The sequence below is a fragment of the Bradyrhizobium xenonodulans genome, from assembly GCF_027594865.1.
GTDB lineage: Bacteria > Pseudomonadota > Alphaproteobacteria > Rhizobiales > Xanthobacteraceae > Bradyrhizobium > Bradyrhizobium xenonodulans.
In genome coordinates this window covers 5803859-5820580 of record NZ_CP089391.1, presented here as the reverse complement: position 1 = coordinate 5820580, position 16722 = coordinate 5803859, and the positions used below count along the sequence as shown (strand labels likewise).

Below are 16722 nucleotides of genomic sequence, written 5' to 3'. Positions count from 1 at the left end.
GGTTTGTACGAGATCACCGGACAACCTCAGGCGCTCAAGGCAGACGAAGGGCGCCGAAGCTCAAAAGGAAATTTGAAATGGCCCCCGCGAACAAGTCCGACAAGGACCGCGTCATCATTTTCGACACCACGCTGCGCGACGGCGAGCAGTGCCCCGGCGCCACCATGACCTTCGAGGAGAAGCTCGAGGTCGCCGAGCTGCTGGATGATATGGGCGTCGACGTCATCGAAGCCGGCTTCCCGATCACCTCGGAAGGCGATTTCCAGGCGGTCAGCGAGATCGCCCGCCGCTCCAAGAACGCCGTGATCGCAGGCCTGTCGCGCGCCCATCCGGCCGACATCGACCGCTGCGCCGAAGCGGTGAAGTTTGCAAAGCGCGGCCGCGTCCACACCGTGATCGCGACCTCGCCGCTGCACATGCGGGTGAAGCTGAACAAGACCCCGGAGCAGGTGATCGAGACCTCGGTCGCCATGGTCGCGCGCGCCCGCAACCAGATCGACGACGTCGAATGGTCGGCCGAGGACGGCACCCGCAGCGAGATGGATTATCTGTGCCGCATCGTGGAAGCCGTCATCAAGGCCGGTGCCACAACGGTGAACATCCCCGACACCGTCGGCTACACCACGCCCGACGAATACACGCAGTTCATGAAGACGCTGATCGAACGCGTGCCGAACTCGGACAAGGCGGTGTTCTCGGTCCATTGCCACAACGACCTCGGCATGGCCGTGGCGAACTCGCTGGCCGGCGTGGTCGGCGGCGCGCGCCAGGTCGAGTGCACCATCAACGGCATCGGCGAGCGCGCCGGCAATGCCGCGCTCGAAGAGATCGTGATGGCGATCAACGTGCGCAACGACAAATTCCCGTTCTGGAACAAGATCGACACCACGCAGCTGACCCGCGCCTCCAAGGTCGTGTCGGCGGCGACCTCGTTTCCCGTCCAGTACAACAAGGCCATCGTCGGCCGGAACGCGTTCGCGCATGAGAGCGGCATCCACCAGGACGGCGTGCTGAAGGACGCCTCGACCTACGAGATCATGCGGCCCGAGATGGTCGGCCTGAAGCAGTCCTCGCTGGTGCTGGGCAAGCATTCCGGCCGCCACGCCTTCGTGCACAAGCTGGAGGAGATGGGCTACAAGCTCGGTCCGAACCAGCTCGAAGATGCGTTCACGCGGATGAAGGCGCTCGCCGACCGCAAGAAGGACATCTATGACGAGGACATCGAAGCGCTGGTCGACGCGGAGATGGCGGCCTCGCACGACCGCATCAAGCTGACCTCGCTGACCGTCATCGCCGGCACCCATGGCCCGCAGCGCGCAACCATGAAGCTGGACGTCGACGGCCAGATCAAGATCGAGGAGGCCGAGGGCAACGGTCCGGTGGATGCGGTGTTCAACTGTATCAAGCGCCTGGTGCCGCACGAGGCCAAGCTCGAGCTGTATCAGGTCCATGCCGTCACCGAAGGCACCGACGCGCAGGCCGAAGTCTCGGTGCGGCTGTCGCATGAGGGACGTGCGATGACGGCGCGCGCGGCGGATCCCGATACGCTGGTGGCGTCCGCAAAAGCCTATCTCGGCGCGCTCAACAAGATCGTCATGAAGCGCCAGCGCGATACGGTGACGACGGCCGCGGCAAGCTGACGTTACATTGCTTGTCTTTGCCTCTCCCGCTTGCGGGAGAGGCCGCCACGCTCGAAGAGCGGGGGGGGGAGGGTTCTTTCCTCGCTGGGATTGCACCTTTGCGGAGACACCCTCTCCCCGACTCTCTCCCGCAAGCGGGAGAGAGGGCGCAGCAGTGTTCGCGTCGTTCACGATGAATGGCTGCCCTGCTAAGGGCCAATAGCGGCTCCGTCTCCCAGCCGCTATTGATGCTGTCGACACCTAGATCGGCCAGCCGCGCGCCGGGTGGTCCAAATAACGACAGGGAGAAATCATGCGCACCTTCGCGACCGCCGCGTCTATCGCGATACTGGCACTTGGCTTGGCCGGGCCGGCCTCGGCCCAGTCCCCGATCATCATCAAGTTCAGCCACGTCGTCGCGACCGACACCCCGAAGGGCAAGGGGGCCGAGAAATTCAAGGAGCTCGCCGAGAAGTACACCGGCGGCAAGGTCAAGGTCGAGGTGTATCCGAACTCGACGCTCTACAAGGACAAGGAGGAGCTCGAGGCGCTCCAGCTCGGCAGCGTGCAGATGCTGGCGCCCTCCAACTCAAAGTTCGGCCCGCTCGGCATCCGCGAGTTCGAGGTGTTCGATCTGCCCTACATCCTTCCCGACCTGAAGACGCTGCGGAAGGTGACGGAGGGCCCGCTCGGCATCAGGCTGCTCAAGCTCTTGGACGCCAAGGGCATCACCGGCCTCGCCTATTGGGACAACGGCTTCAAGCAGATGAGCGCCAACAAGAAGCTGGTGACGCCGGCGGATTATCAGGGCGTCAAATTCCGCATTCAGTCCTCTCGCGTGCTGCAGGCCCAGTTCAAGGCGCTCTCTTCGCTGCCGCAGGTGATGGCCTTCTCGGAAGTCTACCAGGCGCTCCAGACCGGCGTCGTCGACGGGCAGGAGAACACCTGGTCGAACATCTATACGCAGAAGATGCACGAGGTGCAGAAGTACATCACCGAGACCAATCACGGCTACATCGGCTACGTCGTGATCGTGAACAAGAAGTTCTGGGACGATCTGCCGGCCGACATCCGCGACCAGCTATCGAAGGCGATGAAGGAGGCGACTGCCTTCAGCAACGCGCAGTCGCAGAAGGAGAATGACGACGCGCTCGCCGAGATCAAGAAGAGCGGCAAGAGCGAGATCATCAAGCTCACGGGCGAGCAGGACGAGGCGATGCGCAAGGCGATGGAGCCGGTCTACAAGGACGCCGCAGGCCGCGTCGGCCAGCCGCTGATCGACGAGTTCCTGAAGGAAGCCAAGAGCACCACCAACTAAGAGCGCCACCAACGAGGAGCACGACGAACCAGCTCACGCCGTGCGCGGATAAATAATGCATGAACGAGGGCTTCCGTGTCGGCACGGAAGCCCTCTTTGTTGCAAATCATTGCAGTGTGCATCTGAACAGGCATTCACGGCACTTACATCTCTGCAAGAACGGCTTCCCTGTCCAAGTTGTAAGTTGCGTGTAAGCGGTTCGGCGCTCATCCTCAGCGCATCCTTCAGAGGAGGTTCGCATGAAGAAGTTCACCATCGCCGCCATCGCCGTGCTCAGCATCGCCGGCTCGGGCGCGGTCTATGCCCAATATCACCGCCCGTGGATGGAGCACGTCCGCCACATCCGCATGAACCCGGAAGATCGCGCCGCCTTCGTCGACGCGCGGATCGCCGCCGTCCATGCCGGGCTGAGGCTCAACGCCGACCAGGAGAAGCTGTGGCCGCCGGTCGAGGCCGCCGTGCGCGACTTCGCCAAGCTGCGCATCGATCGCGCCAATGCGCGGATGAACGCCGGCCCGGGCGATGCCGGCATGGACACCGACAAGCCGGAGGATCCGGTCGCCCGCCTGCGCCAGCGGGCCGAGGACATGGGCGCGACCTCCGCCGCCCTGAAGACGATCGCCGATGCGGCCGATCCGCTCTACAAGACGCTCGACGAGGGCCAGAAGCGGCGCCTCGCCGTGCTGACCCGCCACCGCGGCCCGTTCGGCGGCGGCGAGGACGGCCCGCCCCGCCACTTCATGGAACGCGGCATGGACCGCATGATGGAGCGCGGCATGGAGCACTTTCACCGCGACCGTTTCGACCGCGATGGCGGCCCGGACCGCGACCGCGAGGGCCGGCTCTGAGCGCGTGCGGGATTTTGCGGGGATCAACCCCGAGATTAACCTTGGCGAAGCCGCTGGAATCCAGCGGCTTTTCGCTTTTTGGGGACTGTGGAAAAACCTTCACCGCATCGCTTGCCATCCCCGGATCGCTTTGCTAAACGACCGGCCTCGCAAGGCATTGACCGCCTTTCGGGCGCATAGCTCAGTTGGTAGAGCAGCTGACTCTTAATCAGCGGGTCCCAGGTTCGAGCCCTGGTGCGCCCACCACCCTTAAGAAATTGGCCCGCAAGGGCTTTTTTAAATTCCGCGGCGGAACAAACCGGGTCTCGTGCGACGCTCATTGCTTAGGCGGACATGGCCATATTGCTGTTCGGCTTTTCCATTGTCTCTTGTCTTCGTCCCATTTGATAAAGCGCTCAGACCTGATGGCACAGACCGATTACGTGCTCGTCGTAAAATAGGATATTCGGGCGAGCAAAACGGACAATCTGTTCTGCTCCTTCGTGGCAGGCATCTGCTTGCCGCAGAAGCAGAACCGGATCGTTCGGGCCAGGGGCCAGTCGATTGCCGCCACGGCGGCCTGCGATTTCGAGCGGCAAGCAACGACTAATCAACTCTTGATGACGTTGAAAATCGCATGCCATCGCGCAGCACGCGCGAGTGCTGCCAGCTGACGCCGAGGGCGAACGTTGCGTCGTCCAATGATGGATTGGAGCAAGAGTTCAATTTTTTTCAATTGGTTAGAGGGCCGCGTGTGCACGACGTGTGCATCGGGAAATCAAGAAAAATCGCGCCACAGCCAACGTGAGCAGGCGACATTCTCGGGGTAGTGTCCGGCGAGCGATAATTGGAGCGCGCTAATCGAACATCTGTGCGACCAGGGTGGTTGCCATTTTGAAGCGTGTCGACAGAAATCAGATCCATAATTTAGCTAGCGCCCGCGCCTAAGCTCCTCAGCAGCGCGCCGGAGGATATCATGAAGCCATTCGTGTGAAGACTCGCTTTCGACTCGCTCATGCCAGAGGAGCCGGACTTCGGCCGGCGTTGTACTGTAGGGCAGCTCATAAGTGGCTATCCCATTGCTTTGCGCGAGAGCCTTGGCGAGCGGGCGCGGGACGATGGCTGCAAGTTCGGAATCCTGCAGCAGCGCGGGCAGGGCAAGGAAATGCGGCAATGAGACTGCGATACGCGGTGGCCGTTCGCTCTCGGCGAGCGCCCGCTCGAGTGCGGCGCGATCGTACATTTCAGAGCGCCTGGCAAGGCCCCGCTCGGAGATGAAGCCATCGATCGCGCCCTCCTGCTCGCCGCCAAAGGAGACGACGACCAGCGGCAGGCGCGCGAGCCTCGCTTTGTCCAGCCGGCCGACTTTGCGTTTTCCGCCGACGATCAGCACGTCGTCATATTCAAAGAGCAGCGAAGTGCGGAAGCGGCTCGGCGGGACCGAGAACACACCGATCGCGACGTCGATGCGGCCAAGATCGATCTGCTCGGCAAGATCGATCCGAGTTACTGGTTTGATAGTTAGGTCGATAGAAGGCGCCTCGCGGCCGAGTATCTTGAGGAGTGGAGATGCCAGCACCATTGTGGTGAAGTCGTTGGCGGCGAGTGTGAATAGCTTGGTTGAGCTTGCCGGAACGAAGGTCGGCAGCTCGACCGCTGCCTCGAGGGCGCGCAAGGCATCGCGAACCTGCGGCGCCATCGTCAGCGCGCGAGCTGTGGGTTGCATTCCTGTTGCCGTGCGCACGAATAAGTCGTCGTCCAGCATTTCGCGCAGCCGAGCGAGTGAGTGGCTCACGGCGGACTGACTTAGCGCAACTTTCTGGCTGGCCCGCAGCACGCTGCGCTCCTCCATGACGGCGTCAAAGACCTTGAGCAGGTTCAGGTCCAATGTCTTGAAGGAAACGGACACGAGGAGGATCCAGTTGGTGACTGACCGCGTGCCTGAACAGGCCGCCGCGATCGTCGATAGTTAAATCCAGGCCTGCCGTAGGCGCAACTAATTGAACAGCCGGAAATAGCGGCCTTGCAGGTAACCTGAAGGCGGTTCAGGACCATTCTGCAAGAGTTTCACTTCCGCAACCAGTCGATCCCGTCATTATCTCATGGCCAAGTTTGGAGGAGCGGCAAATGAGATCCGGAGCGATGTCGGGTGCCACAGGAAGGGCGATCGGTGCGATACTCACGTTGGCGATATTCTCGACATCGGCGATCGCGCAGAACGATCTCATCAAGATCGGCGTCCTGACCGATATGTCCTCACTCTACGCCGACAACGGCGGACAGGGCTCGGTGGTCGCGGCGCAAATGGCCGTCGACGATTTCAACCGGAAAGTGCTCGGGCGCTCCGTTCAGGTTGTCACCGGCGACCATCAAAACAAGGCCGACGTGGGATCGGCAATCACCCGACGGTGGCTCGAAAACGAGGGCGTCGAGGCGATCCTCGACGTGCCTAACTCGGCCGTGGCGCTCGCGGTACAGGGCATCACCAGAGACAAGAAGAAGCTTTTCCTCGCGACGGGCGCCGCCACCTCCCGCCTGACGGGCGACGAATGCTCGCCCACCGGGATTCATTGGACTTACGACACTTATGCCCTATCGCAGGGCACAACCAAGGCCATTTCGCGCCTCGGCGCGAAGACCTGGTTCTTCCTTTCAGCCGATTATGCCCTCGGCTCGCAGCTTGAGGCCGATAGCCGCAAGGTGATCGAGGCCACCGGCGGCAAGGTTGTCGGCGCTGTGAAGCATCCAGTGAATACGCCTGATTTTTCCTCCTTCCTGCTGCAAGCGCAATCCTCGAAGGCGGACGTGATCGCGCTCGCCGATTCCGGCGGCGATTTCATCAACGCTGTCAAACAGGCGGGTGAATTCGGCATCACGCAGCAGCAGAAGCTTGCGGGTCTGATCGTTTTCATTGCCGACATTCATAGCCTTGGATTGCAAAGCGCGCAGGGCCTGATGCTGAGCTCGGCATTCTATTGGGATCTCAACGACGAGACACGCGCATGGTCCAGGCGCTTCATCGAGAAGACCGGCAAGGTCCCCACCATGATCCATGCCGGCACTTATGGCGCGGTGATGCACTATCTCAAGGCGGTTGAAGCTGCGGGCACGCTGGACGGACCGACTGTTTCCGCCAAGATGCACGAAATGCCCGTGAACGATTTCATGACCAAGAACGGCAGGATTCGAGAGGATGGTCGGCTGGTTCGCGACATGTATTTGTTCCGCGTCAAGTCGCCGGAGGAGTCGAAGTACAAGTTCGATTACTACAAGCTGCTCGCGACAATTCCAGGAGAAGAGGCCTTCAGGCCGTTGAAGGAGGGAGGATGTTCACTCGTGACGAAGCCGTGATCGGCGAGGGCACGGTTGGGCTTGTGCGGATTGACGAGATCATCGTTGGCCGATTTGCGTGCCGCGACTACTCCGACGCTCCCGTTTCGCGCCAGACCGTCGAGCAGATTCTTCGCGTGGCGCGGTTTGCACCGAGCGGCGCGAACATCCAGCCATGGCGCGCATATGTGCTGGCGGGCACGGATAAGGACCGAGTGTCAGCGGCACTCCTCGAGGCACACCAAACGTGTCGCGACGAGCACATATCCGAGTACAAGTACTACGCCAATGAGTTACCGGACCCGTACCTGACGCGACGGCAGGAATTCGGAAGGCTGTTTTACGGGTCTCTCGGGATCGCTCAAAGCGACGTCGAGGCCCGGAGCCGGCAAACGGCAAAAAACTACGCTTTCTTCGGTGCGCCGGTGGGATTGATCGTGACGATCGATCGTCGGCTGGAAGTGGGAAGCTGGCTCGATCTCGGGATGTTTGTTCAGAACGTCATGTTGGCCGCGGCGGGGCACGGCCTCCAATCTTGTCCGCAGGAGACGTTCTCCAGATATCACCGGATACTTCGCCCGCTGCTGTCGATTCCGGCAGAGCACATCGTGGTGTGCGGAATTTCGATCGGTCGAGCGAAGTGTGAGGCGAAGGAAAGATTGATGCCGCGAGCGGAAGTCGATGAGTTCGCCACGTTCGCGGGATTCGAAGATTAACACCTGATCGAGGAGGAAGACGACCATGGACGCCCGTGATGAGCTGATCCAGCGCAGCATTCCCTTTCTTCGGGAAGTCAAGGATATGACGCCGAACGCCGAGATGGAGCGCTGGCTCAATGACAAATACGGCGAGGAGAGTTCGCTGTATCAGGATCTGGCTTGTCTGATCAAGATCGGGGTCGAGGAGGGGTGGGCGGCAAATCAGGAGGTGGACGGTCCGAATTACCGGCGTAGCCGGATTTGGGAGCCGTCGCCCGAAACGTTCCACTTCAGCATTACCGCCGTGTACATGAACAGCAACGACGCCAAGCGCTTCAGGGACGATCATGATGATGAAGTGCTGCGCGGGCAGTTTCACGGTCATCCCTACGGCGAGCTCAATCTGGTGGTGCCTTTGAACAAGGGCGCCGAGTTGAAGGGTTTGCAGGGCTGGCAGGGACCCGGCTGGACTGCGCCTGATCCGGGGAGCCGCCACTATCCTGAGGTCAGAGGCGGTGCCGTCATCGCATTGTTCTACCTGCCCGCCGGTCGTATCTCTTACGATTTCGATCCACCATCTTAAGGATGGTCGCGGTTCGTAGATTTTGCTGCGTGTCTCGCCGAATGCCGTCTAGCTTGGGACGATCGTACGGATAAAGTTGTTCGTAGTCGTCCTGCTCCAGGAGATCGCATCCAGATATGCGGTGTTCGAGGGGGAATCGGCAGGGAATGTCCCTGGCAGCGGGACCTTAGCGTTGATAGCCACAATAGTATTGATGATTGAAACGTAAAGCCTTTCGCTGCTGACAGCGTGGCTCTGATCGGACTTGCCCCGGGGCGCAGGCCTGCTCGGCTCCCATGGAAGCTTAAGCCGCTGATCGGCACTTTCTCGATGTCATCGGTGCTTCGGGGGGCCTACAGTTCACTCAGAACCTTGCGCTTGGCACTCTGGATGTCACCCAAAAAGTTGCTAGACTCTCGCGCTCAGAATGGAAGCCAAGAAGGGGTGCGGGTATTGATGCGCATTTCACATGTGGAGGCATTTCGAGCCGTGATGGTCTCCGGCTCCACAACTGCGGCTGCGCGCATTCTGAATACCTCTCAGCCAAATGTTAGCCGATCAATCGCTCAGTTGGAGAAGTCCACGGGTTTACGCCTGTTCGAGCGTCTTCCCGGCAAGGTCGTTCCAACGAAAGACGGGCTCTCGTTATTCAAGGAAGTGCAGCGCAGCTTCGTTGGATTGCAGCGCCTCGAAGAGGCTGCGAAACGTATCCGTCGTTTCAGCGGAGGGTTGCTCAGGATCGCTGCCATCCAGACGTTGGCGCTTGGTTTGATTCCGCGAGCGCTCAGGCGTTTTGCTCAAATCTATCCCGAGGCGAGCATCTCGATCCATGCTGGTCATTCGGCTGCAGTGTCGCAATGGGTCGACGAGCAGTTTTGCGACTTTGGTGTCGTGTCTCATCTAACTGGAAGCTACGGCTTTGAAAGCGAGGAGCTCTACCGGATAGACGGGGTCTGCGTGATGCCGAAGGGCCATTCCCTGGCCGCGAAAGCGTACATTGAGCCCGCTGACCTGGCGGGAGAACCCTACATCTCCTTTTCTCAAAACGACTATGGCCGCTCCGACGTCGACGCGATTTTCGAGCAGGCTGGCGTCGCTCGTCAAATGACGCTCGACACGCCCTACAGTTCGATCACCTGCTCCCTTGTCGCGCAGGGTCTTGGTGTCGCGATCGTCAATCCAATTGCTGCTCAGGATTATCAGCACATGGGCGTTGTGATCCGACCATTCCGCCCGTCGATCAAGCATTCGGCCATGTTGATCTATCCGAGGGAAAGCCGCGAGGATCGCCTCGTTTCCAGCTTTGTGGAAGTCCTCAAGACGGTGACCCTAGAGGAGCAGCGTGCCCTGACAGGGCCGGCGTAACCCCGTAGATCGGCTCGGTCGGTCCACAGGCGGTGCTTGATCTCTATCGGCTGTCAATCACAACTTCCAGGAGATTTACTTCTAATCCGCACCCTTTGAGCGACCCGCAGGGCCTATATCGCCGATGCATAACCTCTACGTATCTTTCTATTTGTCCTGATGGGGGCTGGCTCATAGGGTTCATTCATTATCGGATCCGGCCCTAAGGGACGCCGGAGCAAGGTAGGGAGGAAAACAAATGAAGCCGTTGGGCACTCTGGCTTTTTTGGGCGCGACCTTGATCAGTTCAGCTGCGTTTGCCCAGCAAGCGATGTACGTCGCCGGGTCCGGCGGCAGCGTCCAAAGATTGTTTCAAACTCAAATCATCCCGGAGTTTGAAGCCAAGCACAACGTCAAGATTACGTATGTGCCAGGGATTTCAAGTGAGATCGTCGCCAAGTTGCAGGCGCAGCGCGGCAAGCAAGAGTTGAACGTCGTCATCGTCGATGACGGCCCGATGTATCAGGCGATACAATACGGATACTGCGACAAACTGGCGCCGTCACGGGTTTACAACGACCTCTACGAATTTGCTCACTTCGGCGGACGAGCGGTCGGAGTTGGTCTCATAGCAACCGGCATCGCGTACAATAAGGCCAGTTTTCAAAAGAAAGGCTGGGCACCTCCGGTCTCGTGGCTGGATCTCACCGACAAGAAATATGCGCAGCGCTTCACGGCATCGTCGCTGTCTGGAACGTACGGCGTTCATACGCTGGTGACGTTTGCTCGCATCAAGGGCGGTGGTGAGAACAACATCGAGCCCGGGTTCGAGGAAATCCGCAAGAACCTCGCCCCGAACGTGCTGAGCTGGTCCTCATCGCCAGCGCAGCTCGCTGAAATGTTCCAGAACAATGAAATTGATGTGGCTGTTTGGGGAAGTAGCCGCACAATGGCGCTCAAAAACACGGGATTTCCAGTTGAGTTTGTCTATCCGAAAGAGGGAGCAGTAGCGCTCCTTCCGGCGGCCTGCTCGGTCGTCCAGAACAGCGCTCCTGAAGTATCTCAAGCGTTCGTCCAATATCTGGTGTCGCCGGAAGTTCAGGCGAAGTTGGCCACTGAAGGGTGGGGGCCGACCAACAAGCAGACAAAGCTGGACGACAAGCTGGCGGCTCAAGTGCCCTATGGTGACGATACGATTGCCAAAATGGCAATCGTGGATTGGACCAAGATCAACGAGATGCGGGCCGATTGGACCAATCGCTGGAATCGTACAATCGAACGGTGAGCGCGGCGCTTTCATTAGAGCGAGCCGTTCCTCCAAGCCTCAGCGGATCTCATGAGCTATTTGTCTCTACGTGGATTGTCGAAAGTCTATGGCCTGGCGCACGCTGTTCGCGACCTGGACCTAGATGTAGAGCGCGGAGAGTTCCTCTCCTTGCTCGGCCCCTCCGGGTGCGGCAAAACCACGACTCTGCAGATGGTCGCAGGCTTTGTGCCGCCGACCGCAGGTACTGTCGTGGTAGGGGGACGGGATCTCACGGAGGTCGCGCCCGAAAAGCGCGACATGGGCGTCGTCTTCCAGAGCTATGCGCTCTTCCCTCATATGACCGTGCGGCAGAATATCGCCTTTGGCCTGGAGATGCGGAAGCTGGCGCGAACTCAGCTCGATGATCGCGTCGAGGAGGCTCTGTCCATGGTGCGCCTCTCCGGCTTCGGAGATCGCTATCCAAGTCAACTCTCGGGCGGCCAGCGCCAACGTGTCGCCATCGCGCGGTCGTTGGCAATCCAGCCGAGTGTCCTTCTGTTGGACGAGCCCATGTCCAATCTCGATGCCAAATTGCGGGGCGAGATGCATGTGGAACTGCGTGCGCTTCAACGGCGCCTCGGCATCACCACGGTTCTCGTGACGCATGACCAGGTCGAGGCCATGACGATGAGCGACCGGATCGCCGTCATGACAAATGGCAGTATTTCTCAGTTGGGCAGCCCACATGAGATCTATGACAAGCCAGCGTCCGAATTCGTCTACAAATTTCTCGGGCATGCAAATGTCATTACGGGAGAGATCACGTCGAGAAATCATTCCAGCGCTGTCGTTCGTGTTGGTTCAACGACGTTTTCGGCCGCAATCAGCGAGACGCATGTGGGCTCCGAGATCGAGCTGTTCGTTCGTCCCGAGCGCTTGCGCATCATGGCAGCCGATGCCTCCAACGTCCGGGGACGCGTGAATACACGGCTCTTCCTCGGTGGTCTCTGGCTCTTCGAAATCGAGAGCGACATCGGTGCGCTTCGCGTTACGACGCAGAATCTGGGAATGGAACAGCCCCAAGAAGGAGAGGTCGTTGGAATAGGCTGGAATCACGGAGACCTGCGGATCGTCGCTTCGGAGCAAACAGATGGCTAAGCCAACCTTCCTGGATCGCGGTACGCCCTGGCTTCTGTCCATGCCGGCTCTTTTGCTGTTCTTGGGTCTTCTGGCCGTGCCGCTCACCTTGACCGCGATCCTTTCGCTCAATGCGTTCGATGGAATGCGCGGGATCCAGCCTGCCCTTGGCTTGCAGAACTACGCTGAGATCTTGCTGGACAGCTATTATCATCAGATATTCTTGCGCACCGCAGGAATGGCGCTTGGCGTTACCTTCATTTGCATCCTTCTCGGAGTGCCCGAAACGTTGATCCTGTCGCGGATGACACCGTTATGGCGCGGATCGTCTTTCGCAATCATCCTTGGCCCATTGCTGATTTCCGTCGTCGTTCGGACCCTCGGCTGGTCCGTTCTGCTCGGCAATCGTGGCCTGGTAAATTCTGTGCTCCTCGGGATCGGCCTCATAGACCAACCGCTTCGTCTGCTGTTCTCCATGACAGGCGTGATCATTGTGCTGACGCATGTGTTCCTGCCCTTCATGATTATTGCCGTCTGGAGTGCTTTGCAAAGGCTCGACCGGCAAGTCGAACATGCCGCGAGGTCTCTCGGAGCGACTTCGACGTCGACCTTCTTTCGCATAATCTTGCCGCAGCTGATGCCGGGCATTCTGTCTGGCGCGATCATCGTATTCGCGTTGTCCGCGTCAGCGTTTGCGACTCCGTCCATCATCGGCGGCCGGAGGGTCAAGGTTGTCGCCACGGCAACTTATGATGAGTTTCTAAATTCGTTGAACTGGCCTCTCGGGGCGGCAATCGCTGTGTTGCTGCTGGTGGCCATTGTCCTTGTGATTGTCGGCTCCAATCGGTTGGTAGAGCGACGCTTCAAGGAGGTGTTCACATGACCAGCCGCACAGTCGGACGGAACGGGCCGGTGGCGCTGGCATTTCACGTGCTGCTCATCGTCTTTATCACAGCACCATTGATTGTGGTGATGCTGGTCTCCTTCTCGAACAAGGACTACATCTCGATGCCGTTTGATGGCGCCTCCTTGCGCTGGTATCGGGAAATATTCGCCGCGCCGGAACTGGTCAGTGCGTTCTGGCTCTCGATCTGGCTGGGTCTCGCGTCGGCCACCCTGGCTTCCGTTGTTGCCATTCCTGCAGCCATTGCCATCGCGCGGCATCGCTTCGCCGGCCGCGACGCGTTGATGGCGGTGTTGATGTCTCCGCTGATGATTCCTCATGTCGTGCTCGGAGTGGCATTCCTGAGGTTCTTTTCCCTCATGGATTGGACCGGCTCGTTCCCGGCGCTGGTCCTCGTCCATGCCGTTGTCGTCGTACCCTATTCCCTCCGGCTGACTCTTGCGGCTGTCATCGGCCTCGAGCGCGACGCGGAATCCGGGGCAAGGTCACTCGGCGCATCGCGGTACGTCGCTTTCCGGCGAATTCTCCTGCCGTTGATTTTGCCAGGCGTGATCGCGGGATGGCTTCTGGCGTTCATTCAAAGTTTCGATGAGGTCACGATGACGATCTTCGTGGCGACGCCAGGGACGATGACGCTGCCGGTCGCCATGTACAACCGCGTATCACAACTGACGGATCCGGTGACGACGTCCGTCTCCACGGTGCTGATTATCGGAACGATGATGTTGATGTTCGCCCTCGACCGGATCGTTGGTCTGGACAGGGTCTTGGTCGGGAAAAGCTAGCTCGCCCTTCGCCTGAATCGCCTCTCGTCTCTCGCCTCGTCGCCGGAGGACGACAGCGCTCGCGCGTCTGAGAGCTCGCCTAGGATGAGAACTGGAAGAGTTTGAATGAGCAACGAATGTCTAACTGTCGTGGGAGGCGGCCTCGTAGGGGCAGCTATCGCCTACGGTGCCGCCCGGGCCGGCGCGCGCGTCCGGTTGCTTGATCAGGGCGACGTCGCCTTTCGAGCGTCCCGCGGCAATTTCGGGCTCGTTTGGGTTTCAAGCAAGGGCTCAGGGGTTCCCCGCTATGCCCGGTGGAGTCGAGATGCCGCCAAACTATGGCCGGCCTTGCACAAGGAACTCCTTGAGTTGACGGGTGTCGACTCCGGCTTGCGGCAGCCAGGAGGCTTTTGGTTGGGCTTCAGCGAGGCAGAGGTCGAGGCCCGCGCCAAGGTGCTAGAAAAGATAGATCGCGAGGCCGGTGGCGTCCCGTTTCAGATGATGGAGCCGGCTGAGCTCAGGCAATACCTGCCCGGACTTGGGTCCGCCGTGGTCGGTGGAAGTTTCGGTCCGCTCGATGGCCATGCAAACCCGTTGATGCTGCTTCATGGCTTGCATGCAGGCCTGCGCCTCAAAGGCGCCGACGTCATAAACGGCGTGGACGTCAAACAGGTTAAGTACGATGCCAGTAGCAGCTTGTTTGAAGCGATCGCGGGCGATGGCCAGAGCTGGAAGAGCGAGCGGATCGTGCTGGCGGCGGGGCTCGGCAATGCGTCGCTGACACCGCAGGTAGGTCTATGTGCTCCGGTCGCTGCGACTCGCGGGCAGGTGCTGATCACGGAGCGGCTGAAGCCGTTCCTCGATTACCCGACAAACAAGGCAAGGCAGACCGTCGAAGGCACCGTGCAGATCGGCTCCACCTCTGAAGATGTCGGTCTGAACGACGGTACCAGCTCCGATAAAATCGAATGGTTGGCTCGCCGCGCGGTCGCGACGTTTCCCGCCCTGGCGCAAGCGCGGTTGGTCCGGGCCTGGGGGGCTTTGCGACCGCTGACGCCTGATGGTTATCCGGTCTATCAGGAGTCGCCGTCCTGTCCGGGGGCATATGTCGCCACCTGCCACAGCGGCGTCACGCTTGCATCCGCGCATGCTCTCGTCATCGGACCATGGATGAGCGGACTCGCGCAAACGCCCGCCGAATTCGATGTCTTCAAGGGGGATCGGTTCGCCGGTCCCAATACGAGCGTCTCCCATGACCACTGAACCGCTCTTCGTACTTCCGAGAACCTCAGAGTCGGAAGCCGTTACGATTACCTTCGAAGGCAGAGCCCTCCGCGTTCCCGCTGGAATCAGTGTTGCGGCCGCCTTGCTTGCCGCTGGCGTGCGCGATTTCCGCTCAAGCGTGGTGGGGCGGGCTCCGAGAGCTCCCTATTGCATGATGGGTGTCTGCTTCGAATGCCTGGTTGAAATCGACGATGTGCCCGCGCGACAGAGCTGCCTCATCGAGGTGCGGGATGGAATGCAAGTGCGGCGTCAGATTGGTGCCGCGGAGTTGAATGGTGGCACCTCGGAGAGAAGCCATGACTGATCGCGTGGCAGATCTCGTCATCATCGGGGCGGGTCCAGCCGGAATGGCCGCTGCCTGCGAAGCTCGATCGCTTGGTCTATCTGTCCTGTTGCTCGACGAGCAGGTGACGATTGGCGGGCAGATTTATCGAAGCATTGAATCTGCACCAACGGACCGACGCACCATTCTCGGCCAGGACTATGCCGCTGGTCAGCGTTTGGTGGCGGAATTCCGCGCCAGTGGCGCGCAATATCTGGGCGGGGCGACCGTCTGGAAAGTATCCCTGGACGGCACGGTCGACTACGTTGCGAATGGCAAGGCGGCCAAAGCTGCTGGCAAACACATCCTGATCGCAAGCGGCGCGATGGAGCGGCCTTTTCCGATCCCGGGCTGGACATTGCCCGGTGTCATGGGAGCCGGTGCGGGGCAAATCCTCCTCAAAAGCGCAGGTGCGCTGCCGACGAATCCGATTGTCCTCGCAGGCTGCGGTCCGCTGCTCTATCTGTTGGCTTCGCAGTACTTGCGCGCAGGCGCCAAGATCGCGGCGCTGGTCGACACTACCGCACCGTCCGCCTACTTGCGCGCCATTCGCTATTTGCCGGCGGCCCTGAAGGGGTGGCGGGACCTGGGGAAGGGCGTGAAGCTGCTGACGGTGCTTCGGCGTCAGGCTGTTCCGGTTTTCTCCGGAGCAAGCGGGCTCCAAATCGAAGGTGAGAAGCAGGTCGAGGGCGTGACCTTCACACATCGTCGGAAGCGAGTTCAGCTTCCTGCGTCCCTGGTGCTGCTGCATCAAGGGGTCGTTCCGAACACGCAGCTAAGCTGGTCCATTGGCGCAGAGCATCGCTGGAGTGCGGATCAACTTTGCTGGCAGCCGGTCACGGATGCGTGGGGCCGGTTAGGAGAAACGTCGATCTATGTGGCTGGCGATAGTCGAGCCATCGTGGGAGCCCAAGCGTCGGCCGTACAAGGTCGCTTGGCTGCTCTCGCAATTGGCCAGCGACTTGGCGCTGCGACGAGCATTGCACGGCGTTCGAACCCGTTGCTCCGCGAACTCAAGCGCCACACACATATCCGTCCGTTTTTGGATGCTCTTTACCGGCCGAACAACGAGAACCGGATACCCGAGTCCGACAACGTCATGGTCTGCAGATGCGAGGAAGTCACATCGGGGCAGATACGTCATTATGTCCAACTGGGTTGTTTGGGTCCTAATCAGACCAAGGCATTTGGTCGCTGCGGCATGGGACCTTGCCAGGGACGCTTCTGCGGTTTGACGGTCACCGAGATGATCGCCCAGGCGCGCGGCGTCGAGCCGTCTGACATCGGATACTATCGAATTCGGCCGCCCATCAAACCGATCACGCTCGGCGAGCTTGGCGGTTAGGGAAACAAACCTTGAAACAACA

15 protein-coding genes and 1 tRNA gene are annotated in these 16722 nt (G+C 60.1%); 15 read left to right on the top strand and 1 reads right to left on the bottom strand.

The genetic code is table 11. From position 1 onward, the window contains the following. The first annotated feature begins 77 nt into the window (after window positions 1-77). The 4 genes from I3J27_RS27725 to I3J27_RS27710 all read left to right on the top strand — a co-directional run bounded on the left by I3J27_RS27725 (window position 78) and on the right by I3J27_RS27710 (window position 4031). Window positions 78-1640 carry a 2-isopropylmalate synthase gene (locus I3J27_RS27725; RefSeq protein ID WP_270162054.1) on the top strand — a complete coding sequence of 521 codons (1563 nt, stop codon included), beginning with the start codon at window positions 78-80 and terminating at the stop codon, window positions 1638-1640. A gap of 292 nt (window positions 1641-1932) precedes the next feature. After that, window positions 1933-2937: a TRAP transporter substrate-binding protein gene (locus I3J27_RS27720; RefSeq protein WP_270162053.1), complete on the top strand. Its 1005-nt coding sequence runs from the start codon at window positions 1933-1935 to the stop codon at window positions 2935-2937. A gap of 239 nt (window positions 2938-3176) precedes the next feature. Continuing rightward, window positions 3177-3785 (top strand): Spy/CpxP family protein refolding chaperone, encoded by a 609-nt coding sequence (locus I3J27_RS27715; protein ID WP_270162052.1) that lies wholly within the window; start codon window positions 3177-3179, stop codon window positions 3783-3785. Between the two features lie 170 nt (window positions 3786-3955). Then, a tRNA-Lys gene (locus I3J27_RS27710) sits at window positions 3956-4031 on the top strand. A 664-nt stretch (window positions 4032-4695) separates the two neighbouring features. On the opposite strand, the gene I3J27_RS27705 is transcribed toward I3J27_RS27710, so the two are convergent. Next, window positions 4696-5673 carry a LysR family transcriptional regulator gene (locus I3J27_RS27705; protein WP_270162051.1) on the bottom strand — a complete coding sequence of 326 codons (978 nt, stop codon included), beginning with the start codon at window positions 5671-5673 and terminating at the stop codon, window positions 4696-4698. 218 nt (window positions 5674-5891) lie between these two features. Here I3J27_RS27705 and I3J27_RS27700 point away from each other — a divergent pair, with 218 nt between their 5' ends. The 11 genes from I3J27_RS27700 (at window position 5892) to I3J27_RS27650 (ending at window position 16700) form a co-directional block, all read left to right on the top strand. After that, entirely contained in the window at window positions 5892-7115 is a 1224-nt protein-coding gene (locus I3J27_RS27700; protein WP_370691986.1) for an ABC transporter substrate-binding protein, read from the top strand. Next, window positions 7091-7810, top strand: coding sequence for a nitroreductase (locus tag I3J27_RS27695; protein ID WP_270162050.1), 720 nt, complete (start codon window positions 7091-7093; stop codon window positions 7808-7810). Before I3J27_RS27700 ends, I3J27_RS27695 begins: the two co-directional genes overlap by 25 nt. 25 nt (window positions 7811-7835) lie before the next feature. Then, on the top strand, window positions 7836-8375 hold the full coding sequence (locus tag I3J27_RS27690; protein ID WP_270162049.1) for a 4-hydroxylaminobenzoate lyase: 540 nt from the start codon (window positions 7836-7838) through the stop codon (window positions 8373-8375). 435 nt (window positions 8376-8810) lie between these two features. Next, on the top strand, window positions 8811-9719 hold the full coding sequence (locus I3J27_RS27685) for a LysR family transcriptional regulator (RefSeq protein ID WP_270172904.1): 909 nt from the start codon (window positions 8811-8813) through the stop codon (window positions 9717-9719). A 238-nt stretch (window positions 9720-9957) separates the two neighbouring features. After that, entirely contained in the window at window positions 9958-10983 is a 1026-nt protein-coding gene (locus tag I3J27_RS27680) for an ABC transporter substrate-binding protein (protein ID WP_270162048.1), read from the top strand. A gap of 51 nt (window positions 10984-11034) precedes the next feature. After that, entirely contained in the window at window positions 11035-12102 is a 1068-nt protein-coding gene (locus tag I3J27_RS27675; protein WP_270162047.1) for an ABC transporter ATP-binding protein, read from the top strand. After that, window positions 12095-12964 (top strand): ABC transporter permease, encoded by an 870-nt coding sequence (locus I3J27_RS27670; RefSeq protein ID WP_270162046.1) that lies wholly within the window; start codon window positions 12095-12097, stop codon window positions 12962-12964. The genes I3J27_RS27675 and I3J27_RS27670 overlap by 8 nt, the downstream gene beginning before the upstream one ends. Then, a complete protein-coding gene (locus I3J27_RS27665; RefSeq protein ID WP_270162045.1) occupies window positions 12961-13770 on the top strand; it encodes an ABC transporter permease in 810 nt (269 codons plus the stop codon). Before I3J27_RS27670 ends, I3J27_RS27665 begins: the two co-directional genes overlap by 4 nt. A 105-nt stretch (window positions 13771-13875) precedes the next feature. Continuing rightward, a complete protein-coding gene (locus I3J27_RS27660; protein WP_270162044.1) occupies window positions 13876-15012 on the top strand; it encodes an NAD(P)/FAD-dependent oxidoreductase in 1137 nt (378 codons plus the stop codon). Further along, window positions 15002-15337 (top strand): (2Fe-2S)-binding protein, encoded by a 336-nt coding sequence (locus tag I3J27_RS27655; RefSeq protein WP_270162043.1) that lies wholly within the window; start codon window positions 15002-15004, stop codon window positions 15335-15337. The genes I3J27_RS27660 and I3J27_RS27655 overlap by 11 nt, the downstream gene beginning before the upstream one ends. Further along, window positions 15330-16700 (top strand): FAD/NAD(P)-dependent oxidoreductase, encoded by a 1371-nt coding sequence (locus I3J27_RS27650; protein WP_270162042.1) that lies wholly within the window; start codon window positions 15330-15332, stop codon window positions 16698-16700. The genes I3J27_RS27655 and I3J27_RS27650 overlap by 8 nt, the downstream gene beginning before the upstream one ends. Window positions 16701-16722: the final 22 nt, after the last annotated feature.